General features: G+C 68.6%; 23 protein-coding genes and 1 pseudogene. 7 read left to right on the plus strand and 17 right to left on the minus strand.

Translation table 11 applies throughout. The features are described from left to right. The 8 genes and pseudogenes from Q0D57_RS01860 to Q0D57_RS01895 form a co-directional block, all read right to left on the minus strand. Positions 1-355, minus strand: a pseudogene (locus Q0D57_RS01860) (PucR family transcriptional regulator); the annotation flags it as partial. 23 nt (positions 356-378) lie between these two features. Continuing rightward, entirely contained in the window at positions 379-1,467 is a 1,089-nt protein-coding gene (locus tag Q0D57_RS01865) for a DUF917 domain-containing protein (RefSeq protein ID WP_291037214.1), read from the minus strand. Then, a complete protein-coding gene (locus tag Q0D57_RS01870) occupies positions 1,464-2,657 on the minus strand; it encodes a hypothetical protein (RefSeq protein WP_291037217.1) in 1,194 nt (397 codons plus the stop codon). The genes Q0D57_RS01865 and Q0D57_RS01870 overlap by 4 nt, the downstream gene beginning before the upstream one ends. A gap of 174 nt (positions 2,658-2,831) precedes the next feature. Further along, positions 2,832-3,812 (minus strand): ABC transporter permease, encoded by a 981-nt coding sequence (locus Q0D57_RS01875; protein ID WP_291037220.1) that lies wholly within the window; start codon positions 3,810-3,812, stop codon positions 2,832-2,834. A gap of 12 nt (positions 3,813-3,824) precedes the next feature. Continuing rightward, the gene (locus tag Q0D57_RS01880) at positions 3,825-5,327 is read right to left on the minus strand and encodes a sugar ABC transporter ATP-binding protein (RefSeq protein ID WP_291037223.1); all 1,503 of its coding nucleotides are present in this window, start codon (positions 5,325-5,327) and stop codon (positions 3,825-3,827) included. Positions 5,328-5,417: 90 nt separating this feature from the next. Then, complete coding sequence (locus Q0D57_RS01885) at positions 5,418-6,422, minus strand: sugar ABC transporter substrate-binding protein (RefSeq protein WP_291037226.1); 1,005 nt, start codon at positions 6,420-6,422, stop codon at positions 5,418-5,420. Between the two features lie 76 nt (positions 6,423-6,498). Next, positions 6,499-8,226, minus strand: coding sequence for a hydantoinase B/oxoprolinase family protein (locus Q0D57_RS01890; RefSeq protein ID WP_291037230.1), 1,728 nt, complete (start codon positions 8,224-8,226; stop codon positions 6,499-6,501). A 2-nt stretch (positions 8,227-8,228) separates the two neighbouring features. Continuing rightward, positions 8,229-10,283, minus strand: a complete 2,055-nt coding sequence (locus tag Q0D57_RS01895) for a hydantoinase/oxoprolinase family protein (protein WP_291037233.1) — start codon at positions 10,281-10,283, stop codon at positions 8,229-8,231. Positions 10,284-10,678: 395 nt separating this feature from the next. Here Q0D57_RS01895 and Q0D57_RS01900 point away from each other — a divergent pair, with 395 nt between their 5' ends. Then, positions 10,679-11,206, plus strand: a complete 528-nt coding sequence (locus Q0D57_RS01900; RefSeq protein WP_291037236.1) for a helix-turn-helix domain-containing protein — start codon at positions 10,679-10,681, stop codon at positions 11,204-11,206. After that, on the plus strand, positions 11,203-11,754 hold the full coding sequence (locus tag Q0D57_RS01905) for a PIN domain-containing protein (protein ID WP_291037239.1): 552 nt from the start codon (positions 11,203-11,205) through the stop codon (positions 11,752-11,754). The genes Q0D57_RS01900 and Q0D57_RS01905 overlap by 4 nt, the downstream gene beginning before the upstream one ends. Before the next feature lie 100 nt (positions 11,755-11,854). Here the strand turns inward: Q0D57_RS01905 and Q0D57_RS01910 are convergent, their stop codons facing one another. The 4 genes from Q0D57_RS01910 to Q0D57_RS01925 form a co-directional block, all read right to left on the minus strand. Further along, positions 11,855-12,739, minus strand: a complete 885-nt coding sequence (locus tag Q0D57_RS01910; RefSeq protein ID WP_291037242.1) for an EamA family transporter — start codon at positions 12,737-12,739, stop codon at positions 11,855-11,857. Then, entirely contained in the window at positions 12,736-13,623 is an 888-nt protein-coding gene (locus Q0D57_RS01915) for a helix-turn-helix transcriptional regulator (RefSeq protein ID WP_291037246.1), read from the minus strand. The genes Q0D57_RS01910 and Q0D57_RS01915 overlap by 4 nt, the downstream gene beginning before the upstream one ends. A 22-nt stretch (positions 13,624-13,645) precedes the next feature. Next, a complete protein-coding gene (locus Q0D57_RS01920) occupies positions 13,646-14,500 on the minus strand; it encodes an SDR family oxidoreductase (RefSeq protein ID WP_291037249.1) in 855 nt (284 codons plus the stop codon). 142 nt (positions 14,501-14,642) lie between these two features. Beyond that, positions 14,643-15,521 (minus strand): PHB depolymerase family esterase, encoded by an 879-nt coding sequence (locus Q0D57_RS01925; protein ID WP_291037252.1) that lies wholly within the window; start codon positions 15,519-15,521, stop codon positions 14,643-14,645. 81 nt (positions 15,522-15,602) lie between these two features. On the opposite strand from Q0D57_RS01925, the gene Q0D57_RS01930 reads away from it, so the two are divergent. Further along, a complete protein-coding gene (locus Q0D57_RS01930) occupies positions 15,603-15,947 on the plus strand; it encodes a MerR family transcriptional regulator (RefSeq protein WP_291037255.1) in 345 nt (114 codons plus the stop codon). A 28-nt stretch (positions 15,948-15,975) separates the two neighbouring features. Here Q0D57_RS01930 and Q0D57_RS01935 read toward each other — a convergent pair whose 3' ends face one another. The 4 genes from Q0D57_RS01935 to Q0D57_RS01950 form a co-directional block, all read right to left on the minus strand. After that, positions 15,976-16,362 (minus strand): DUF5615 family PIN-like protein, encoded by a 387-nt coding sequence (locus Q0D57_RS01935; protein ID WP_366518571.1) that lies wholly within the window; start codon positions 16,360-16,362, stop codon positions 15,976-15,978. Beyond that, positions 16,308-16,532, minus strand: a complete 225-nt coding sequence (locus tag Q0D57_RS01940; RefSeq protein ID WP_291037260.1) for a DUF433 domain-containing protein — start codon at positions 16,530-16,532, stop codon at positions 16,308-16,310. Before Q0D57_RS01940 ends, Q0D57_RS01935 begins: the two co-directional genes overlap by 55 nt. A 57-nt stretch (positions 16,533-16,589) precedes the next feature. Next, the gene (locus Q0D57_RS01945) at positions 16,590-17,150 is read right to left on the minus strand and encodes a dihydrofolate reductase family protein (protein WP_291037560.1); all 561 of its coding nucleotides are present in this window, start codon (positions 17,148-17,150) and stop codon (positions 16,590-16,592) included. 197 nt (positions 17,151-17,347) lie between these two features. Continuing rightward, positions 17,348-18,106, minus strand: a complete 759-nt coding sequence (locus Q0D57_RS01950) for an alpha/beta hydrolase (RefSeq protein WP_291037263.1) — start codon at positions 18,104-18,106, stop codon at positions 17,348-17,350. A 42-nt stretch (positions 18,107-18,148) separates the two neighbouring features. On the opposite strand from Q0D57_RS01950, the gene Q0D57_RS01955 reads away from it, so the two are divergent. Together Q0D57_RS01955 and Q0D57_RS01960 are read left to right on the plus strand one after the other, a co-directional pair. Continuing rightward, complete coding sequence (locus Q0D57_RS01955; RefSeq protein ID WP_291037266.1) at positions 18,149-18,532, plus strand: cupin domain-containing protein; 384 nt, start codon at positions 18,149-18,151, stop codon at positions 18,530-18,532. Positions 18,533-18,610: 78 nt separating this feature from the next. Beyond that, positions 18,611-19,477: an alpha/beta hydrolase gene (locus tag Q0D57_RS01960; RefSeq protein ID WP_291037268.1), complete on the plus strand. Its 867-nt coding sequence runs from the start codon at positions 18,611-18,613 to the stop codon at positions 19,475-19,477. Positions 19,478-19,516: 39 nt separating this feature from the next. Here the strand turns inward: Q0D57_RS01960 and Q0D57_RS01965 are convergent, their stop codons facing one another. Next, on the minus strand, positions 19,517-20,245 hold the full coding sequence (locus Q0D57_RS01965) for a TetR/AcrR family transcriptional regulator (RefSeq protein ID WP_291037270.1): 729 nt from the start codon (positions 20,243-20,245) through the stop codon (positions 19,517-19,519). 85 nt (positions 20,246-20,330) lie between these two features. Between Q0D57_RS01965 and Q0D57_RS01970 the strand changes: the two genes are divergently transcribed. Next, on the plus strand, positions 20,331-21,188 hold the full coding sequence (locus Q0D57_RS01970) for an NAD(P)H-binding protein (RefSeq protein ID WP_291037272.1): 858 nt from the start codon (positions 20,331-20,333) through the stop codon (positions 21,186-21,188). Between the two features lie 72 nt (positions 21,189-21,260). Continuing rightward, positions 21,261-21,494, plus strand: coding sequence for a hypothetical protein (locus Q0D57_RS01975; RefSeq protein ID WP_291037274.1), 234 nt, complete (start codon positions 21,261-21,263; stop codon positions 21,492-21,494). The last annotated feature ends 22 nt before the right edge of the window (positions 21,495-21,516 follow it).

Genomic DNA, 21,516 nt, shown 5'->3' on the forward strand with positions numbered 1-21,516 from the left:
CCTCGAGCGCCCCGAGCTCCCTGGCAAGGGTGAGGGCGGTGCGGTCGATGCCGTCGGAGGTGGTGAACAGCGCCACACCGAACCGGCGGGCGAGCTCGATCACCGACTCCGAGAACGACTGCTCCGAGACGATCAACGCCACCGCCCGCCGCTCCCAGGCGTACCGCAAGGCCACCGACACCACCCAGCCGCCGAGCGCCAGCTCTTCGGCGAGCAGCACGATGCTGTCGGGACCCACCTCCAGAATCTGCTCCACCCGGGTGATCAAGGAGATGTCGCGCACCGACTGGGCTGACGACGGGATGTGATGACCGGTGAGACCGGCGCTGTCGTGGGCCACCAGCAGATCGCGCATACTCACTCCGCGCCTCATCGCGCTCATCGCGCCCTCCCACCTCTCACGGGGCCGACCACGTTCATGGCCATCGGTTCGACCAGGGCCCGGCCCGCGGCGGTGTACCACTGAGCCGCCGCCGGGAAGGTGATGAGGTCGAGCTTGTTGCCCACCCACAGGTCGTCGAGGCCGGCGACACTCGCGTCTTCTGGCCGCACCAGCGTGATCACATCGGGCATGACCGCCTGGATGGCACCGTCGACGATCATCATGAGGATCTCGTTCTGGATCTCGAGCCGCACGATGCGACCCTGCGCCTCGTCGACGAGAGTGGCGCTGGAGGGTCGGTCGGGAAGACCGGGGACCGACGGCCGGGAGAGTCCTTCGACGTCGGTCACACGCGCGCGGATCACCTTGCGGATGCCCAGCAGCGAGGTCAACCGCACGTACTTCTGCTGCGTGTGCAGTGAGGAGTCGAGGATCTGCCCGATCTCGATCAGTCGGGTGATACTGCCCACCACTCCGTGCTCGCCGAGCTGCGCTGCTGTCACCGGATAGGAGGCCGTGGCAGCCCAGCCACCGAGCTCCGAGGCCAGCGCGCGCACGATCCGTTCCGCGCGGGCGGGGGCGAAGACGTCGACGACGGCCGTCTCCCCCGTAGGCCCGGTGAGTGCGATCGGCCCGGCGCTCAGCCCGGCCAGGGCGAGCGTCGTCTGGCTGACCAGCGGGAGAACCCGGCCCATCGGGTCGGCATCCACGAGCGGGAGCCCTGTCCGCAAGGCCACGCTCACCGCAACCATCGCGTTCACACTCGCTGCCGCAAGGGGGAAAACGCCCTGGAGGGGAACCCCGAGGCGCTCCTGAAGCAGCGCGATCGCCGTCTCGAACTCGTCGCCGACGGGAATCATCTCCGAGAACATCAGGCCCTGGTTCACGAAGCCGATCGAGGTCGTCATCGCCGCAGGGTCCAGGCTGCCCACCGGGGCGAGAACCGGACCACCGCCACGCAGCTCGAGCAGCGCAAGGGTCATGTCGCGGTACTGCTTCGAGCTCTCGTGATCGATGGTGCACGCCACGAACATCGCCCCCGTGCACAGGTGGCCCACGTCGGCCGCGTTGAGACGGCGGCTCATGCTCGGCGCTCCTCGAGGCGGGCGCCGGACGGGAACCCGGATGCGTCGGTGTCGGCCATTCCGCGCACGCGCACGCGGATCATCTGCGCCTCGCCGTAGGTCGTGGCGAGCACGCGGGACTCCGTGATGCGCACGCCTGCCGGAAGCGCACCCCACGACACGAGATTGGCCCTGGCGATCGCCTCGCCCTCTGCGAGCACCCGCTCGATGTCGTCGGCCCCGACCACCCTGGCCACGCGATTGTGCCAGTACGACACCGGCGCGACGGCGGCGCCGACCGCGACCAGATCGTCGTCGGTGACCAGTGTCGGTGCGATGCCGAAGGATTCGAGTTCGCTCTCCGCCCCCTGCACCAGAACCGTCACCGGGGGCTCCGCCGAACCGGAGAGGAGAAGGTCGGTGAGGGGAACGACATGGGCCACGCTCGAGGCGAGCGAGATGCCGCCGCGGAGCACGGCCCGGCTGACCACCGAGGGCAGGCCATCGACGAACTCGCCGATCCGCACAGCCCCTGGCCGGGCGACGATGATCCGCGCGTCGGGACGACGGGCGAGTTCGGCGGCACCCAGCATCTCGGCCGCGAGATCGGCGCAGATCGAGTGCACCGGCGTGATGGCGAGTCGCGACAGCGGTGTGCAACCGCCCTCGTTCGTGGCGACGAAGGCCCGCACACCCTCGCCGAGGCCCTGGCCGACGGCATCCGCGAGGCTCGCTGCGAGCTGTTCCGCACCCGCGAGCAGCACCGCATTCAGCACGGCGGTGAATTCCCGCACGAGGAGGCTGTCGCTGTAGAACGTGCTCGACTCGGTGATGCTGCCCACCGCCACCGTGGAACGGAGCAGCTCGGCCGCGCGGTGCTCGTGCTCGGGGTTGACCGCCGCGCCTGCAGCCGACACGACGAGGTGCGATCCGGCATCCATTCCCGCCGACAACCGCGACAGCTCCTCCTCGCCCAGCGGCACGAGCTCATGCCCGAGAGCGTTGTGCCCCCCGCTGACGTGGGCGATCTCGACGGGGATGCCCTCGGCCGGCCAGAGATGGCGACGCGGTTCCCGTGGCCGCCTCGGCTCGATCAGGACGGAGACGACCGAAGCGTCCACTTCTCGGTCGAGTGCGCCGCTGACCTCGAAGACCACTGCGGAAACGGGCTCCGAACCGTCACCGGCGAGCAGCGCCAGAGTGTCGGCCACGACACGGGTCCGGCCGCCGCTCGCGGCGCTCCGCGCGCGACTGAACCGGCCGTCTGCGTGCGCAGCGACGGCGGAGACCTCGTCGCGAGTCACGCGCACGCCGATTCGCATCTCATCCTTCCGCGCCGCCGTCGGGTCGTTGGGTGGTGCTCTATTGTCGCTCGCCCGGCACCGTCACCCGCGTGAGCGCCTCGACCGACGGGAGAGCCAGGAGTCGGCCGCCACCGCGACCAGGATCAGCACACCGGTGACGACCTGCTGGTAGGTGGTGTCCCAGCGCAGCAAATTGAACCCGTTGCCGATCACAGTGAGGATGATGACCCCCACGACCGTGCGCCAGACTGCCCCGGCGCCACCGAGGATGCTCGTGCCACCGATGACGACGGCCGCGATCGCCGTGAGCTCCATGCCGATGCCCATCGAGGGCTGGGCGGAGCCGGCACGGGAGGCGAGCACCATACCGGCCGCCGCCGCGCAGACGCCGTTGATCGCGAACACCGAGATGTGGATCAACGGGGTGCGCACACCGCTCAGCCGCGCGGCTTCCGCATTGCCGCCGACGGCGTAGACCCGGCGACCGAAGGTCGTTCCCCAGAGCACCAGGCCGAGCACCACCGCCGTGACCGCGAACAGGATCGTTCCGCCCGACACCCCGTCGAGCACCGGGAGCGCCCAGACCCTGAAGGCCTCGAGCTGGTCGCTCGTGACGGACAGGATCGCCCCACCGGTCAGCACGATCGCGACACCACGGTAGATGATGCTGATGGCCAGGGAGCCGATGAACGAGTTCACCCGGGTGATGACGATCATGGTTCCCGTGATCGTGCCGAGGATCGCCCCGACGGCGAGCGCCAGGATGAATCCGACGACGACACCGAACTGGGTGGTGAGGAAGACCCCGGCGATCGCGGAGACGGCGAGCGTGGCCGACGAGGAGAGGTCGAACACTCCCGAGACGATGCACAGCGTCGCGCCCACGGCGAGAAGGCCGATCACCACGGCCTGATCGAGCAGGTTCACGATGTTCTGGCTGGTGAGGAAGGTGGTCGTCGAAAGGCTCAGGTAGACGACGATGGCGAGGAGGCCGCCCAGGATGCCGAAGTCCTTGAAGTCGACGCGGCGCCGGCGCGGGGGCGTTGCTGTGTCCGTTGTCATGGTTGTCATCTCCTAGAGGAAGGCGGCGGACATGATGTCCTCGCGGTCAGCGGGGCTGGGGAACTCGGCGACGACCCGTCCCGCACGCAGCACGAGGATCCGGTGCGACAGGGCCATCACCTCCTCGAGCTCGGAACTGACCACGATCACGGCGGTGCCGGCCGCGGCGAGGTCGAGGATCAGGTTGTGGATGTTGACCTTGGCGCCGATGTCGACGCCTCGAGTGGGTTCGTCGATGAGGAAGACCTCCGGCGGCGTGACAAGCCACTTGCCGAAGAGCGCCTTCTGCTGATTGCCGCCTGACAGCGCTCCGACCGGCACGTGTCGCACGCTGCCACGCACGTCGACCATCGCGACGACGCGGTCGACCGCAGACGCCTCGGCACCCTGGCGCACGATGCCGCCGATCTGACGTCCGCCCAGTGAGGGCAGGGCGATGTTCTCGGCAGTGGTCCGGCGCAGCACCAACCCCTCGTCCTTGCGCGATTCCGGCACCAGGGCGAGACCGCGGTCGATCATCCGGCGGATCGTCGCCCGGCGCACCGGAACCCCCGAGACCGACACGCGGCCCGCGGTGATGCGATCGGCACCGAAGAGCGCCCGGAGCGTCTCGGATCGGCCGCTGCCGACCAGACCGGCCAGACCGAGGATCTCGCCACGGCGCACCTCCAGGCTGACGTCGAGGATCCGGTCGTTGGTGAGCCCCTCCGCCTTGAGCACCACCGGGGCGGAATCCGCGAGGGGGGCCGGAGTCCGCGACAGGGCGGTGACCTCACGACCCACCATCAGCCGCACGAGCGAGTCGCTGGTGTGAGCGGATGCGTCCTCGGTGGCGATCTGGGCTCCGTCGCGGAGCACGGTGATGCGGTCGGCGATGCCGAGCACCTCCTCGAGGAAATGCGACACGATCACGATCGTCGTGCCCCGGGCGGCGAGAGTGCGCAGCACCTCCAGGAGCTGCTCGGTCTCGGCCTCCGCCAAGGCGGCGGTGGGCTCGTCCAGGCACAGCACGCGTGAACCGCGAGCGAGTGCCTTGAGGATCTCGACCTGCTGTGCCTTCCCGAGCGGCAGCGAGGCGACCAGCGCGTGCGGATCCAGATCGAACCCGACCTCGCCGCAGAGTTCGTCGAAGCGGCGCCGGTCGGCGGCCGGTGTCGCGAATCCGGCCGCGTTGGCCCAGCCGCCCAAGAAGACGTTCTCGAGCACGGTGCGCTGCGGCACGAGCGCGAGTTCCTGCGAGATCAATGAGACGCCATGGGCGATCGAGTCCCGCGGGCTGGAGAGCCGTGTCGGCACGCCGTCGAAGAGCACGGCTCCTGCGTCGGCCGTGATCGCACCGCCCAGGATCTTGAGCAAGGTCGACTTGCCGGCGCCGTTCTCGCCGAGGAGGCCGTGGATCTCGCCCGGGGCGATCTCGAACGAGATGCCGCGCAGCACCGAGATGCCGTTGTACGACTTGCCGACCCCGTCGAGCGCGAGCACCGGGGTGCTGGTGAGCGTCGTGGGCTTTCCCATCGATGGTCCCTTTCGTGATCCGTGGCGGAACGGACGTTCCCTCCGGTGGAACTCGCCTTCGCGGTCCACCGGAGGGAGACGCCGAGACGATCAGTCGTCGTAGGTCGCTTCGAAGCCCTCGAGGTTCTCCGCGGTGCCGATCCCCTTGCTGGGGGTCAGATCAGCCTCGGAGATGGCCACCTCGACGTCTTCACCCTGGTGCTTCTTGATGCCCAGCTCCGCAGCCGTCTCGCCGTTGAGGTAGAGATCGAGCGTATAGGTGGCGAACCAGTCGCCGCTGCGCACCGCCTCGATGGCCTGACGCGAGGAACCGTTGCCGATGAACAGCACCGGGCTGTCCGGTCCCGCCGCGAGCCGAGCGCCACCGACCGCCTGCGACGAACCGATCACGACGTCGACATCCGGGTTGGCGGTGATGATGTCCTGGAAGGCGGCCTGGCCGGCATCCGCCGTGTACCCGCCCTCGACCTGCGCCACGACCTCGGCGCCACCTGCGGTGAGCGTGTCCACGACGGCCTGGGTGCGGGCATTGTCCAGCGGCAGGGCTCGGAAGCCCTCCATGTACCCCACCTGACACGGGTCGGCCTTCGCCTCCTCGCAGGCGAGCAGGCCCATCTCGCCGAGCTTCTCACCGTTGACCACGGCGGGATCGACGATGGAGATCGCACCGTCGATCTGCGGCTCGACAGTCTCGAAGTCGGGGCCGACGGCCGTGAACTCCGTGACGACCGTGATGCCGGCCGCGATCGCCTCTTCGAGGGGGCGCTGCACGACGAGGTTGTCGTTGGCCTGGATGATGATGATGTCGTACTGGCCGGAGGTCACGGCATCCGTGACCTGCTGGGCCTGGAGCTGGCCGTCGAAGTTCGAGTCGACGAACTCCGAGGTCGCGCCCAGCTCCTCGGCCTTCGCCTCGACACCGTCGTAGACGCCCTGAGCGAAGGAGTTGGCGGCGGCGAAACCGAAGAAGCCGATGCTCAGCTGCTCGTCGTCTCCACTGTCAGCGGAGGGCTCGGGGCCTGACCCGGCGCAGCCGGCCAGGAGGGCGACCGTGGCCAGGGCCAGGCCGGGGACTGCGAAGTATTTCGTCTTCATGGCAGATATCGCTTCCTCGTGTGAGTGTGTCGTGATGGGGCGGGATGTGTTGCGGGGTGAACGTCAGGGGTGGGCTTCAGGATGTCGACTTCAGGACGTTGTGGGTGTAGCCGTAGTCCGACTGCGCCTGCTCGGCGGAGACGAACCCGTTCTCCACGTCGTAGCGCACGGCCTCGAGATCGCGCTCCTCGGGGTTTCCGTAGCCGCCTCCGCCGCCGACGGCCAAGCGGATGATCGTGCCCTTCACCGCTGGCCGGGCATTGACCTTCAGCGTGCGGAACTCCTCAGGCGTCCCGGGATCGATGACCACCTCCGGGCCCACGGCGTCATCTCCGCCGAACAAGCCCCAGGCCGGAGTCGTGGAGCGTTCGAACCAGAGGCCGAACACGCCGTCGGCGAGGAACTCGTACTCGCGGATCACACCGTTGCCACCGCGCCAGCGCCCGGCCCCACCCGAGTCGGGGCGGATCGAGTACTCGCGGATCCGGAACGGCCACTTCGTCTCGACCATCTCGATCGGGAAGTCCTGGAGCGAACCGTTGACGTTGTTGATCAGGGCCGACTCGCCGTCCGCCCCCTCCCACGCTCCCCAGCCGCCGAGGGTGGCCTCCATCGACACCCAGTTGCGACCGACCCGCGGATCGAACCCGGCGCTGGTGATGATCATCGAATCCCCGTGGCTCGCGGCGGCGACCCGGTCGGGCAGAGCAGGGGCCAGCGCGCGCGAGACCATGTCGATCAGCATGCCCAGATGGGAGAAGTACCACTGACAGGCGGCGGGGGCGACCGCACCGAGCACGGAGCCCTCGCGCACCTTCACCGTCAGCGGCCGGAAGGATCCGCCGTTGGAGTTCGTCTCAGGGCTCACCAGGATCTTGTACCCGACGCGCAGAGCCGAGATGGCCTGCGCGACGCCGCAGTTCACGGGGCCTTGGGTCTGATCGGCCGACTCCGTGACGTCGAACTCGATCTGGTTGCCCGAGACCGTGACCGTCAGTTTGATGGGGATGGGCACGTCGAGCGTGATGCCGTCATTGTCGAGGTAGCCCTCGGCCGAGTAGACGCCGTCGGGGATCTCCCGCACTCGCTCGAGCTCGAGCTCTTCGGTCTGACGGAAGATCTCGTCCCGCGCGGCCTCGATCACGTCGAGGCCGTACTTGCGCACGAGCTCCTGCATCCGGATGGATCCCATCCGCAGGGCCGCGATCATCGCGTGCATGTCACCGACGGTCTGGTAGGGGAAGCGGGTGTTCGTCTGGATCAGCTCGACCACATCCGTCTCCACCCCCTGGGAGATGAGCTTCACAGGGCCCATCCGGAACCCCTCCTGGAAGATGTCGGTGGAGTCCATCGAGGCTCCGACGTCCTTTCCGCCCATGTCCATCCAGTGGGCGCGGGTGGCCGAGAACCCGACCAGCACCCCGTCCACGAAGACGGGCGCGAAAATGGTGACGTCGTTGAGGTGGGTGCCGCCGATGTAGGCGTCGTTCAGGATCCAGACGTCGTCGTCACGCCACACGTCGCGCCCGTACTTCTCCTCGACCGCCTTCGAGCAGGTCTCGATGTTGCCGAGGAAGAGGGGAAGCCCGGCAGACTGCCCGAGCACCTGATGGTGCTTGTCGAGCAGGGCGACGACGCAGTCGCCGCCCTCATAGATGATCATCGAGTACGCCGAGCGGATGAGCGTGGCGTTCATGTCCTCCGCGGCGCTCGTCAGGGCATTCCGCAGGATCTCGACGGTGACGGGGTCGACCGTGACCGGGTCGACGGTGACCGGGGATGCGGTGGCGGTGGTGGACGTCATGTTCAGGCCTCACTTCCGAGTTCGAGATTGGTGATGATGAGCGTGCCGTGCTCGTCGACCGCCACCGAGAATCCCGGGGGCACGACGGTGGTGGCGGTGGCCTCGATGACGATCGCCGGGCCGGTGAAGACGTGTCCGGCCCGCAACGCGTCGCGCTCGGTCACGACGGTGTCGAGCTCCTGCCCGTCGAAGATGACCTTGCGGATCTCGTGGGCGAACTCCGGGCCCTCCGCTGCCGCGATCAGGAAGGCGTTCGCCGACTCGAGCCGGCCGACGACCCGGGTGCGCAGGGTGACGATCTCGATCGGGGCGCCCAGGGTGGAGTGCCCGTATCGCGCTTCGTAGGCTTTCGCGAACCGGGCGCCCAGGTCGTCCAGGAAGTGCTCGGCCATCGGTTCATCGGCGCTCTCCAGCGGCACGGTCAAGAAGTACTCCTGGCCGAGGTAGCGCACGTCGACCGCATGCTCGGCGGAGCGGTCGGCGGCGGGGATCCCTTCGCTCTCCAGCGAGGCCAGCGCCTCCGTCTCGACACCGCGCAGCACGCGGCTCATGTCGGTCGTGTCGATGTCCTCGTCGAGGAAGTAGTAGGGCTCGGTGAAGTCGCGCCGGATGTCGCCCTGCAGCATCCCCCAGGCGGAGAAGGCTCCGGGGAACCGGGGCACGATGGTCTCGCGGATGCCGAGTTCCTTCGCGAGGAAGACCGCGTGCATCGGGCCCGCGCCGCCGAAGGCGACAAGCGAGAAGTCACGGGGCTCGATGCCGCGCGAGATCGTGATCGTGCGGATGGCCTGGGCCATCTGTGAGTTCGCGACGTTGCAGATGCCCTCGGCCATCTCGACGACGCCGAACCCGAGCTTCGCACCGACTGATTCGAGGGCGCTCACCGCAGCGTCACGGTCCAGGCGCATCTGGCCGCCGGCGAAGTTCTCGGCGTCGACCCGGCCGAGCACGAAGTTCGCGTCGGTCACCGTGGGTTCCGTGCCGCCGCGGCCGTAACAGGCCGGGCCGGGCTGGGCGCCCGCTGACCGCGGACCGACCCGCAGACCGCCGGCCTCGACCCAGGCAACCGAGCCGCCTCCCGCGCCGATGGTGTGGATGTTCACGATGCTCATCAGCATCGGGAGGCCTTCGAGCGTCGCCTCGGTCGAGACATCCGGCACGCCGTTCACGACGAGCGAGACGTCGAACGAGGTGCCGCCCATGTCGACGCCGATCAGGTTGTCATTGCCGACGATCTTCGTCAGGGCCTCGCCGCCGATGGCGCCACCGACAGGACCGGAGAGCAGTGTCTGCAGGGGCCGCTCCCTCGCTGATCTGGCGGTGAGCACTCCGCCGGAGGACTGCATGATGTGCAGAGGGGCCTCGACACCGCGGGCGGTCAGCTTCTGTTCGAGATCGACGAGATAGCTGCGCACGACCGGGCCGGTATACGCCTCGATCACCGCCGAGGAGGTGCGCTCGTACTCGCGCCACTCCTTGGCGGCCTCGTGCGAGAGCGAGACGGTGAAGTAGTCGCCGAGCACCTCGCGGAGAATCTCGCGCGTGCGCAGTTCGTGGCTCGGATTGCGGTAGCTGAAGAGGTAGCCGACGGCGATCGCGCCGTACCCGTCGCGCTTCGCGCGCTCGGCGGCCTCGCGCACGGCGGCCTCGTCGAGCGGGACGAGTTCGCTGCCGTCGTACTGGAAGCGGCCGGCGATGCCGACCACGTCTTTGCGCTCGACGAGCGGCTCCGGCTTGCGGTACTGGGCGTCGTAGAGTCGCATCCGGGGCCCGCGGGCGATGTGGTAGACGTCCTGCACCCCGTCCGTCGCGAGCAGGAGCACGCGCACTCCGCGCCGCTCCAGGAAGGCGTTCAAGCCCTGCGTGGTGCCGTGCACGATGAAGTCGATCTCGGCCAGGTCGTCGATCATCGATTCGAGCCCACCGAGCACGCCGGTGCTGAGTTGCCCCGGAGTCGTCGACGCCTTCGTCGCCCGGAACTCCCCCGTCGCCTCGTTGAACGTCACGATATCCGTGAAGGTTCCGCCGATATCCATCGACACCCTGTAGCTGGTCACTGCATGCCTCCTGCTGGATCTGAATTAGCGTGAATGCTATTGGGGCGACAGATTGCGGAGGAGTGCAGGATGCACTCTCAAACAGGCGGGCAGAATGCGGTTCGCATAATCCGCACGACGACTACCTTCGGGCATTCGACCCGATGGCCTCAGATCGGCGGAAACTCGCCGAAGTATCCCGGCGCGACAGTCATGTTTCAGCGACGTAAGACCTGTGTTACGAAGCCCGGAGCCGCCCGCCGACGCGTCGGGTGCCCACACTTTGGCCCGCTGCGACGCGCGTCGAGTTCGTCCGGCACCTCCGGTGGAAGTGGCCTGATTCAGCTCGACACGATGGAGGAAACCGCTCAACCGTATGTTCGATTTTTTCGTTTTGGTCGAGTACGATTGACGCTATGAGCACCTCGCCCAACACGCCACGTGGTGCCCGCAAGGCACAGACCTACCTCCCCGAGGCCAACGCCCGCGAGGAGATTCTCGATTTCGCCGAGTTGATTCGCGAGCTTGAGGCCTTCCTCGCGCAGAACTCGTCCAAGGCTGCACTCGTCGACCCCCAGGGCAATGCTCGTCCCATACCGGATGAGATCTTCCGCATCCTCGACCAGGTGACGAACGCCCTCGCCGCGGGTTCGGGCATCACGATCGTGCCTCAGGGCATGTCCATGACGACGCAACAAGCCGCGGATTTCCTCGGTATCAGCCGCCCGACGCTGGTCCGTCTCCTGGAGGCCGGCGACATCGCTTACGACAAGCCCGGCCGTCACCGTCGTGTCCAACTAGAGGACCTGGTCGACTACCAGGCGAACTTCCGTTCCGAGCGCCGTGCTGCGTTGCGCGAGTTGCAGCGCGCCAGTCTCGGGGCGAAGGTTCAGGTCGGCAACCCGGCTGACGTGAAGCGTCGTGCGGAGCTGGACGCTGAGTGAGCTTTCCGGCCTTCTTCGACACCAACGTTCTCTACGGAGCGCTGCTCAACGACTTCATCCTCGAACTCGCGGACAGTGGACTGTTCCGGCCGCTGTGGTCGAAGGATGTGCTGTTCGAGCTGGCAAAGAACCTCGTCAAGAACGGCGAGGATCTGGCGCTCGTCGAGAAGCGCGTCGGCACGATGGAGCTATACTTCGCTGATGCGCTGGTCACCGGCTACGACGACCTGGTGCCGACGATGACGAACGACAAGAAGGATCGGCACGTCCTCGCAGCCGCCGTCCGAGGCAGTGCCGAAGTGCTTGTGACCTTCAACGTGAAGGATTTTCCGACGGAGTCCGTCGAGCCGTTCGACCTCGAGGTCGTCCACCCCGACGCCTTCCTCCTGGATCAGCTCGATCTGTACCACGCGCCGACGCTCCGCGCCCTGGTTGAACTCGTCGAGGGGTACGACTCTCCGGCGATGACCGTCGATGACTTCCTGCTCGCGCTTACCCGTGCAGGAGTGCCGAAGTTCGTGGATGCGGCCCGGTCGAAGCTCTATTGAATATCCGTCTGAGCGATCCCTCCAACCCGTAACCAGCCTGGGTCAGGATTATGAGTAACCGGGTTAGTCATAAAGACGACAAGCGGAGCGCACCCCGGCTTCACGTAGTCGCGAGCACCGCGCTGGCCGCGAGCGCAAGCGCGAGACCGACGATCTGCAGGAGCGTCAGACGCTCTCGGAGCACGACCGCTGCGAGGATCACCGTTCCGATCGGGTACAGGGCGTTGAGGACGCTGACCACCGGGAGGACATCCGCGGTCGCCCCTGAATGGAGGGCAGCCTGGATGAGGACGTTCGCGGAGGCGTCGAGCGTGCCGCAGATCGCGAGCTGCAGCCACAGCTTGCCGCTTCGACCCGGTGACAGAGTGGTGGCAGGTGCTTGTCGGCGCCGTTCGCGGCCGATGACGACGGCCACCCCGATCCACATCACAACCGCCTGCACGATGCGCGCCACGACGAGAGGGGCCAGCCCCTCGTCGGGCGATGTCGCCGCGTAGGCGAGCACGAGCCCACCGAACCCGCAGCCTGATATTGCCGCAGTGAGGAGCCCGCGACCTGTCAGCCGCGAACCCGAACGATCCTTCACCGCGCCGACCAGTGCGACGGCGATGACGGCCACGATCATCGCGGTGGCTCCGAGGGCCGAGAGCCGCGAGCCCGCGAAGATCAGGCCGATGCTCACCGGCACGATGACCGACACGACGGATGTCACCGGCGAGAGCACGCTCATCGGGCCGACCGCGAGCGCGGTGTAGAGCATGAGCACACCGACCGAGCCCGACACCCCGGCCACGGCGCCCCAGAGGAGTGCGTTCGCCGTGAACTGCCCGCCGAGCACCGCGAGACCGACGACGAGCGGCACCAGACCGATGAGCGCCGCCCAGGCCGTCGCCACGATCGGGCGGATCGATCGCGACGCCAGCCCACCCAGGAAGTCGGCGAATCCGTAGGCCAGCGCCCCGGACAGTCCGAGGAGGATCGTCACCGGTTCGGCCAGCTCTCGCGTGCCGCCTGAGGTCCGCCGGGAACGGATCCGGCCCAGCTCGCGAGCAAGGAGAGCGACTGCTCCGACGCCGAGCCCGGCTCCGTCGTGTAGATGTAGAGCGTCTGGGACGTGTCTCCGGGGAGGGTGAGGGTCTCGAAGTGGACGTCGAGCTCGCCCACCAGGGGATGGTTCAGGCGCTTGGTGCCGTGCGTGCGCTGGTGCACCCGGTGCGCCGACCACCACTGGCGGAACTCACCGCTCGCCCCCGACAGCTCACCCACGAGCTGCTGGGTGCCCTTGTCGTCCGGTGTCAGCGCCGCGTCCAGGCGCAGCGCCTCGACCGCGTTGCGGGCCTGCTCCTCCCAATCCCGGAAGAGAGTTCGCGCATCGTCGTCGAGAAGCAGCCAGCGGGCGTAGTTGCGGCTCCTGGCCGGCATCGATTCGAAGTCGGCGAAGAGCGCCCGCGCGAGAGCGTTCGATGCGAGGATGTCGGTGCGACGACCCAGGATCAGCGCCGGCTGGGTGCTGAAGGAGTCGAGGAGTCGGTGGAGCCCCGGCCTCACGCGCTGCACGGAGGGGCGAGAACGGGAGACCGGGGCTCCCGCCGTGCTGATCAGGGTGCGGAGATAGTTCTCGCCGGCGGTGTCCAGGTCCAGAGCCCTGATGAGAGCCTCGACGACCTGTGTCGACGGGGTGACGCTGCGGCCCTGCTCGAGGCGCGTGTAGTAGTCGGTGGAGACACCGGCGAGTACGGCGACCTCCTCTCGGCGCAAGCCGGGAACCCGACGGATCCGGCCATCTGGGAGCAGCCCCGTCGTCTCCGGGTTCCGGCGCGCGCGAGCACGACGGAGGAACTCCCCCAGCTCCCGGTGCGGATCCGTCATGCCTCTATTCTCCCCACGACTCTCAGCGCACGTAGTCGGTGCTCTGCGCGAGTTCACGGCCCGCGAGGACGTCGGCCTTCAGCGAGTCGGCCTTGCTCTCGGCGAGGCCCGAGGAGTCCGAGCCGAGCTGCTGGTGCAGCGGACCGCTCCCCCGCTGAGCGATGGTGACGAACGCCGCAGCGGCCCTGGCCGGGTCGCCGGGCTGAGTGCCCGGCATCTCCTGGTGCGCGGCGATCATCTCGGTGATCTCCGGATACGCGTTCGAGCGGTCACCCGTCAGCACGAGGGAGTCCGCCGTCAGGAACGCCGTGTCGAAGTAACCGGGCTCGATGACCGTGACACCGACGCCGAATCCTGCGACCTCGGCGGCCAGCGACTCGGAGAGGCCCTCCACGGCGAACTTCGCCGCGCTGTAGAGGCCCCAGCCCGGGAACGCGAGCAGGCCCACGATCGAGGAGACGTTCATGATGTGCCCGCTGCCGGCCGCGCGCAGCTGCGGCAGAACGGCGCGGATGACATTCCAGGTGCCGACCACCTGCACCTCGAACATCGCGCGGATGCCCTCGGTGCTGGTGTGCTCGACGGCGCCGAGGATGCCGTAGCCGGCGTTGTTCACCACGACATCGATGCGACCGAACGTCTCGGTCGCCTCGGCGATCGCGGCACTCACCTGCGTCTCGTCGTTCAGCTCCACCTCCAGTGCGAGGAGGTTCGCGGTCTCCACATCGCTGAGCGCGGCAAGGAGGCGCTCCGAAGAACGCGTGGTGGCTGCGACATGATCGCCGCGACCGAGCAGGTGCTTCACCAGGGCGAGGCCGAGGCCGCGCGAAGCACCGGTCACGAACCAGACGGCGGGGCGGTCGGTGGGGTAGGTCATCAGGGTTCCTTTCGTTGGGGTGCTTCCAGCCTCCTCTCGCGCCGGACGGTCGCTCCCGCCATACCTGGCCCGCTAGCGCCTAGGTCTGCCAGTCCTACCCGCACAGCCCTCGGGCTCTGATCCAGCCGCTCTTGTCGTGCGATCACACAGGTCGACTGAGTGCGCCCAGCGTGTCGAGAACGATGTCTTCGATGGGGCGGTCTGCCGCTGTTCGGCCGAGCAGCGCGGGTGCCGGTTTCGCGCCGGGGACGGTGTGGCCGCCGCCGCGGACCGTGTACAGCGTGACGGGCGGTCGGCCCGACTCTCGGTACGTCGTCTCCTCCATCCGGGGGCGGCGGCGCGTGGCGGGTGACACGGGGAGCAGCGTGACCACAGGGACCGCGGAGATGCCGTTGCGGCGCACGAAGTACTCGGCCGTGGCCGGGGCGGAGAGCGCCACTCCCCCGACCTTGAACATCCTGCGCGCCCACCACGCCATCCGGCCACCCGCGTAGGGGACGATGCGATCCGCTGTACCGGCCACGACAGTAAGGGCGATGGGGTGTTCGGACGCCTCGGAGAAGGGGCCGAGGAAGCCGGATCGGTCGGGCATTGTCGCTGCCACGACCACCGCGCCCGCGAGGAGATCCGGTGCCTCGTGGACGAGACGGAAGACCATCTGGCCGCCGTTGGAGTAGCCGACACCGACGACCTTGCTCGTATCGATGCGATGGGATCGGCGCACGGAGTCGACCACGGCACGCGCGAACGCGACGTCGTCCACCTGCTCCAGGCGGGCCGGAAAGGAGCTCTCGGCGCGGGCGTCGTTCCAGTTGCCGCGGTAGCCGTCGAGGTAGACCACAACCGCACGATTCTCCGTCGCAAGCCGGTCGAGGGCACCTCCCGTGAAACGGCGGTGGATCTCGCCGTCTTGCCTCGAGCCGTGGAAGACCAGCACGAGGGCACGGTCTTCGGGGCCGTCTGCCTCTCCGATCACCGTGAACGAGCGAGTGCGGCCTGCGGCCGTGACAGTTGAACGCATGAGACATCCTTCGTGTGCGGACGGATCTCGCCCGGACACCGTCACGCTAGACTCTGACATCATGTCAAGGTCAAACACGCGATGAAGATCGGCGAGGTCAGCCGGCGCAGCGGGGTGAGCGCGCGGTCACTCCGTTACTACGAGCAGCACGGGCTCATCTCTGCTCGCCGCGAGTCGAACGGGTACCGCGAGTACGACGACTCGACCGTGGAGCGCGCCGAGATCATCCAGATGCTGTTCGGAATGGACTTTCCGCGGGAGGTCGTGACTTCGGTGCTGGCGTGCACCGGCGACGCACCAGCGGCCGCGCACGAAGCACTCGCGGAGCAGCTCGTGCACGTGCGGGCGGAGTTGGCGGAGCGGATCGAACGGCTCAGCGCCACGCACCGGCAGGTGAGTGCGTTCCTGGAGGAGCACGGGCGCTGAAGAGCGGCGACGACGCGCCCCCGGCACGTCAGCGAAGTTCGACGAGATCGTTGCCGGCGTCGATCATGTCGACGACGGTGTCGACCAGAGGCTCGAACCACTCGATCAATGCGTGGCGCCGAGTGTTGCCCACACGGATCCACACGATCGCAGGCGATTCACCACCCAGTGCGAGCATGCTCGGGAAGTCCTCGTCTTTCGTCACGAGGACCGCACTGTGTTCGAGCGCGTAGTGCCACAACTCTCGGTCTGACGCATTCGCTGGACCGATGTCGGTCACATGCTCCGCATGATGGCGTGAGCCGTCAGGATGCGGGCAAGTGCCGGCGGCAGCTGGGCGTCGACGAGGAAACGCACGAGCTAAGACGCGAGCAGAATCGGGTGATCGGCCTGAGCAGCCGCGTATGCCAGGCAGGCTCGGATGTCTTCAGCGGTCAGGTACGGGTAGTCCTCGAGGATCTCCGCCTCGGACGCACCGGCGGCGAGCAATGACAGAACGTCGGTCAATCGGATGCGCGTGCCGCGAATAGCCGGGCGGCCGTGCACGACCTCCGGGTTGACGACGATGCGATCCAACAAAGACATGTCTCAAGGGTATCGGTGAGGCGTGTATTTCGGTTAGTAGCAGCTCGGAGGCGAACCTCACGTGACGGCAGGGCGGTAGCGCAATGCCATGGCTCCCGAGCGGAAGTCCTGGCGGTCGACGAGCTCGAGCTCGACACGCTCACGGAGTCCGGCGAACAGGGTCGGGCCGCGGCCGGCGAGCACCGGTTGCACGACGAAGGCGTACTCGTCGATCAGCCCGAGGTCGGCCAGCGCCAGCGGCAACGTCACGCCGCCCACGGACAGGGCCTTCCCGGGCTGCTGCTTCAGGCGCCGGACCGCCTGCCCCAGATCGCCCCGCACGAGTTCGGCGTTCCAGTCGACCTCGCCGGGCTCCAGCGTGCTCGATACGACGTACTTCTTCGTGCTGTCGATGTTCTCGGCGAACGGGATGTCCCACTGGTCCATCCAGTCCGGCCACTCCCCCGAGGCCGGCCGGCGCCAGGCCGACTCCATCATCTCGTAGGTCACCCGGCCGTAGATCAGGGCGTCCGCTCGCTCCATCTCGGCGGTCCAGTAGCGCATCGAGTCCTCGTCGGGCGCGAGGCCCGCTTCGTGGTGGACGCAGCCGTCGAGGGTGACGTTGATTCCGTAGCGCAGTGGTCACATCCGATGCTCTCCCTCGAAGCGTGCGGAGCGTTTCACTGGTTCCCCGCCAGGCTACTGGCGGGCGCTGATCCGGGGAATGGTCACTGTGGCGAGACCGAGCCTTCCGCACCGGCCTGTCGAAGGTCATCCTCCGCCCGGACGCCGGGCCGCTTGAGATCGGCACTCGGGCGGGAGTGACGGCAGACAGCTCAGAGCACCCGGTCGAAGAACTCCGCCGTCACGGTGCCGAAGTTCGCGGTGGGGTTGGTCGGCTCAGGGGTGGGCCTGTCTGCCCAGGAGTGCGTCGCATCCGGGATCTCGTGCAGCTCGACGGGGGCGCCCGCGGCGGTCAGGGCATCTCGGAGGGACAGCGCCTGCGTGAAATCGACGATCTCGTCGGCCGTGCCGTGCGCCAGGAGGGTGGGTGGCGCACCCGGTGTGACCCACGTGATCGGGCTCACCTCGGCCAGGGCCGCCGGGGTCGGGGGAGGGCCCATCAGCCACGTCACCTCGTTGGGGTCGTCGATGTCGATGTCACGCAGGTCGGTGGGGCACGCCGCGAGCGATGCCGCCTTGACCACGACCGGCTCACGGAGGGCCAGGTGCGCCGCCAGATGCGCCCCGGCCGAGAAACCCCAGACCGCGATCCGCGACGGGTCTCCCCCGAAGTCGGCGATGTGATCCTGCACCCACGTGAGGGCGTCGTGGGCGTCGTCGTACTGCGCCGGCCAGGTCGCGGCGCCGCTCAGGCGGTAGGTGACCGAGACGGTCACGTAGCCGCGGGCCGCCAGGAGGGGGTTCAGCCACGGGTGCATCCCCGCGCCCCGGTCGCCCTCGTGCCAGCCGCCGCCGTGGAAGAAGATCGCGACCGGGAGCGGGGCGGCGCCGGGCTCGCGGTGCGGAGTCAGGACGTCCAGCTCGAGGGCGGGATCCGCTCGACTGTACGGCAGAGAGGGGTGGAACGTCATCGGCGTGACCATACAGAGAACGGTAGCCGCCAGGATGGTCTCATGAACGCTCTCTCCAGCATCGATGTCGCCGCCGAGCTCCGCCAGGTCGAGGCGCACTGGACGCCGCGCGTCGTCGGGCGGGTGAACGACCAGTACGTGAAGGTCGCGAAACTGCTCGGCGAGCTCGTCTGGCACGCCCACGACGCGGAGGACGAGATGTTCCTCGTGGTCTCGGGCCGGCTCCGCATCCAGCTCCCCGACGACCAGGAGGTCGTGCTCACCCCGGGGCAGTTCTACGTCGTCCCCCGCGGCGTGCAGCACAACCCCGTCGCTGAGGAGGAGGTGGAGATCGTGCTCATCGAGACCGTCACCACCGCCCACACGGGCGACGTGGTGGTGGAGGGCACGGTGCCGGTCGAGCGGCAGGTCGGCGACTTCCGGTAGATGCACTCGGTCGACCTCTGGTGGGCCGCCGACCCCGAGGCGTACCATGCGGTGAGTTCCGCCACGGAGGAGGCCGCAATGACGCACCACACCCTCGAGCTGCCCGAGGTCGACCTCGTGTACGACGTGCACGGGCCCCTGCCGACCGCCGACGGCCGACCACCGCTGATGATGATCGGCCAGCCGATGGACGCGAGCGGGTTCCAGGCCCAGGTCGCCTTGTTCCCGGATCGCACCGTCGTGACCTACGACCCCCGCGGGCTCGGCCGCAGCACGCGCAAGGACGGCGAGGCCACGAACGAACCCGAGACCCAGGCCGAGGACGTGCACGCCGTCATCGAGGCACTCGGCGCCGGCCCGGTCGACATGTTCGCCAGCAGCGGCGGCGCGGTGACCGCCCTCGCGCTCGTCACCGCGCATCCGGATGACGTCGCGACCCTCGTCGCGCACGAGCCTCCCCTCGACTGCGTGCTGCCCGATGCCGAGGCCGTCCAGCGCGCTCGGGATGCCTACACCCGGGTCTACCAGGAGAAGGGCTGGGGCGCGGGCATGGCCGGGTTCGTGGCGATGACCTCCTGGGAGGGCGAGGTCACGGAGGAGTACCTCGCACGACCGGCGCCCGACCCGGCCGCGTTCGGCATGCACACCGACGACGACGGGAGGCGGGACGACCCGCTGCTGTCCGAGCGGTCGTGGGCCGTCACGGCCTACCGACCGGATCTCGAGGCATTGAGAGCCTCCCCAACCCGGATCGTGATCGCGGTCGGAGAGGAATCACGGAAGGTCTACACCGGCCGGAGCGCGATCGCCCTCGCCGAGCAGCTCGGCCAGGAGGCGACGGTCTTCCCGAGCCACCACGGCGGCTTCCTGGGCGGCGAGTTCGGCTACGCCGGCCAGCCCGAGGCGTTCGCCGCCACGCTCCGCGAGGTGCTCGACCGGCGCTGAGGCGCGCGTCGCCGAGAACGGCGAGCCCGTGCCTGACCTTCAGCTCGTGCGCTCGTCGGCGGCCAGAGCGCGATCGAGCCACTCGGCGAGGAGCAGGCGCTCTGAGTCGCTGAGCGAGGTCAGCGAGGGCGTGATGGCCCTGAAAGCCACCGTCGTCGCGAGCGTGTCGTCGGGCTTCCGGATGGGCGGGTCGGTGAGGATCTGCGCCAGCACCGCCTCGAACATGGCCTCACCCAGGCCGAGGTCGCGCTCGTCGACGGGAGTCGCGAGCAGCGCCTGGATCGTGCCGATGCCGCCCGCCTGCACGAGACCGAGGGCGCGCTGCTCGGTGACGCGGAGTCGGCCGGATTCGGCGACCCGGCGTATCCGCTTCTCCAACACGCGCCGGCCAGCGGTCGCCGACGGTGAGCTCAGCGCGCGGCCCGGCTCGCTCAGCAGCCGGAAGACGTCGGGATTCTCGAGCCCGAACTCCAGCTGCGTCAGCCAGCCGGCCCGGAGGTCGTCCACCGGATCCACTCCGTCTGAGGCGGCTGCGTCGACGGCTCCGGCCTTCGCCTCGACGAAGGCGGTCATCACGTGCTCGGCGACCGCCTCGAGCAAGCCGTCCTTGTCGCCGAACTGGCGGTAGATGGCGGGCGGCTGCACGCCGGCCCCGACAGCCACCGCGCGGGTCGTGACAGCCGCCGGACCGCGGTCCTTCAGCAGGAGCGCGGCGGCATCGATGATGCGCGCACGGCCACTCGGGCGGGAATCCAGAGGATCTTCCATGTATCAACGATACCGCACAGTTGTTATCGCTGAGATTTCAGTGATACCTTCATGGCGATACCACCGATACCACCGAGAGGTCACCATGATCATCGTCACCGGCGACACCGGCGCCCTCAACGGAGCCACCGTCGACCACCTGCTCGAACGACTGCCCGCCGACCGCATCGCCGTCGTCGCCCGCGACGTCGCGAAGGCCCGCCGCTTCACCGACGCCGGCGTGGAGGTGCGCTACGGCGACTACGCCGATGCCGCGTCACTGCCGGCCGCCTTCGACGGGGCGGACCAGCTGCTGCTCGTCTCCGCGAGCGACCCGAGAGCCGACGCGGTCTCCCTGCACCGCACCGCCGTCGACGCGGCGGTCACCGCCGGAGTCGGCCGCATCCTCTACACGAGCCACCAGGGGGCCGCGCTCGACACCCCTTTCGGGCCCGGTCGCGACCACGCCGCCACGGAGCAGCTGCTCATCGACTCCGGCATCGCCTGGACGTCGCTCCGCAACGGCTTCTACGCCCACAGCCTGAGCTGGCTCACCGGACCGTGGCGCGAGACCGGCGTCATGGCGGTGCCCGCAGACGGACCCGTGTCGTGGACCTCTCGCGACGACGAAGCCGAGGCCGCCGCGATCGTCATCGCCTCGGACGGCGCCTACGACGGCCCGGTCACGCTCACCGCAGCATCCGCGCCCACCCTCGACGAGGTTGCTGAGATGGCGAGCGAGATCGCCGGCCGCCGAATCGGGCGGGTCGTCGTGGACGACGAGGAGTGGGTCGCGACCCAGGTCGCAGCCGGACGGCCGGAGACGATGGCCAGATTCACTCTCGGCATGTACCGCGCGGCGCGCGAGGGCTTCTTCGCCGGCACCGACCCCCTGCTCACCACGCTTCTCGTTCGCGAGCCCCGGTCGGTGCGAGAGGTGCTCGAGTCCACACAGGAGCACTAGCGCACGTCCTCGTGATGTCACCGACCACGTCAAGGGGTAGCGGGCATGACGGGGCGGGTTGAGGCTGGACTCATGTCGATGTCAGAGCCCTTCGTGCCGAACATGAGTGATCGCGACGATTCCCCCGCCGCCGCCGACCCAGGACCCGGTGCACCCGGGGCGACCGCCGAGGACGGCGTGCAGGACGCCGCGACCGAGGCCGAGCAGGAGGGCGTGAACCCCGCCACGCAGAACCCGCCGTTCCGCACGCCGGAGCCCGGCGCCGGCGCCGGCAATACCGCTGCCGACCTCGGCGAGCGCGACTAGCCAGCCCGGCCGGCGGCCCGCT

The organism is Herbiconiux sp. (assembly GCF_023264895.1).
GTDB lineage: Bacteria > Actinomycetota > Actinomycetes > Actinomycetales > Microbacteriaceae > Herbiconiux.

Bases quoted from the DNA above. Each gene is read 5' to 3' on its own strand.
- Q0D57_RS01915 (WP_291037246.1), bottom strand. From the start codon at position 13,623: ATGACGGATCCGCACCGGGAGCTGGGGGAGTTCCTCCGTCGTGCTCGC.
- Q0D57_RS01970 (WP_291037272.1), top strand. From the start codon at position 20,331: ATGATCATCGTCACCGGCGACACCGGCGCCCTCAACGGAGCCACCGTC.
- Q0D57_RS01950 (WP_291037263.1), bottom strand. From the start codon at position 18,106: ATGACGTTCCACCCCTCTCTGCCGTACAGTCGAGCGGATCCCGCCCTC.
- Q0D57_RS01920 (WP_291037249.1), bottom strand. From the start codon at position 14,500: ATGACCTACCCCACCGACCGCCCCGCCGTCTGGTTCGTGACCGGTGCT.
- Q0D57_RS01890 (WP_291037230.1), bottom strand. From the start codon at position 8,226: ATGACGTCCACCACCGCCACCGCATCCCCGGTCACCGTCGACCCGGTC.
- Q0D57_RS01930 (WP_291037255.1), top strand. From the start codon at position 15,603: ATGAAGATCGGCGAGGTCAGCCGGCGCAGCGGGGTGAGCGCGCGGTCA.
- Q0D57_RS01875 (WP_291037220.1), bottom strand. From the start codon at position 3,812: ATGACAACGGACACAGCAACGCCCCCGCGCCGGCGCCGCGTCGACTTC.
- Q0D57_RS01865 (WP_291037214.1), bottom strand. From the start codon at position 1,467: ATGAGCCGCCGTCTCAACGCGGCCGACGTGGGCCACCTGTGCACGGGG.
- Q0D57_RS01965 (WP_291037270.1), bottom strand. From the start codon at position 20,245: ATGGAAGATCCTCTGGATTCCCGCCCGAGTGGCCGTGCGCGCATCATC.
- Q0D57_RS01885 (WP_291037226.1), bottom strand. From the start codon at position 6,422: ATGAAGACGAAATACTTCGCAGTCCCCGGCCTGGCCCTGGCCACGGTC.
- Q0D57_RS01960 (WP_291037268.1), top strand. From the start codon at position 18,611: ATGACGCACCACACCCTCGAGCTGCCCGAGGTCGACCTCGTGTACGAC.
- Q0D57_RS01900 (WP_291037236.1), top strand. From the start codon at position 10,679: ATGAGCACCTCGCCCAACACGCCACGTGGTGCCCGCAAGGCACAGACC.
- Q0D57_RS01880 (WP_291037223.1), bottom strand. From the start codon at position 5,327: ATGGGAAAGCCCACGACGCTCACCAGCACCCCGGTGCTCGCGCTCGAC.
- Q0D57_RS01975 (WP_291037274.1), top strand. From the start codon at position 21,261: ATGTCGATGTCAGAGCCCTTCGTGCCGAACATGAGTGATCGCGACGAT.
- Q0D57_RS01940 (WP_291037260.1), bottom strand. From the start codon at position 16,532: ATGTCTTTGTTGGATCGCATCGTCGTCAACCCGGAGGTCGTGCACGGC.
- Q0D57_RS01925 (WP_291037252.1), bottom strand. From the start codon at position 15,521: ATGCGTTCAACTGTCACGGCCGCAGGCCGCACTCGCTCGTTCACGGTG.
- Q0D57_RS01955 (WP_291037266.1), top strand. From the start codon at position 18,149: ATGAACGCTCTCTCCAGCATCGATGTCGCCGCCGAGCTCCGCCAGGTC.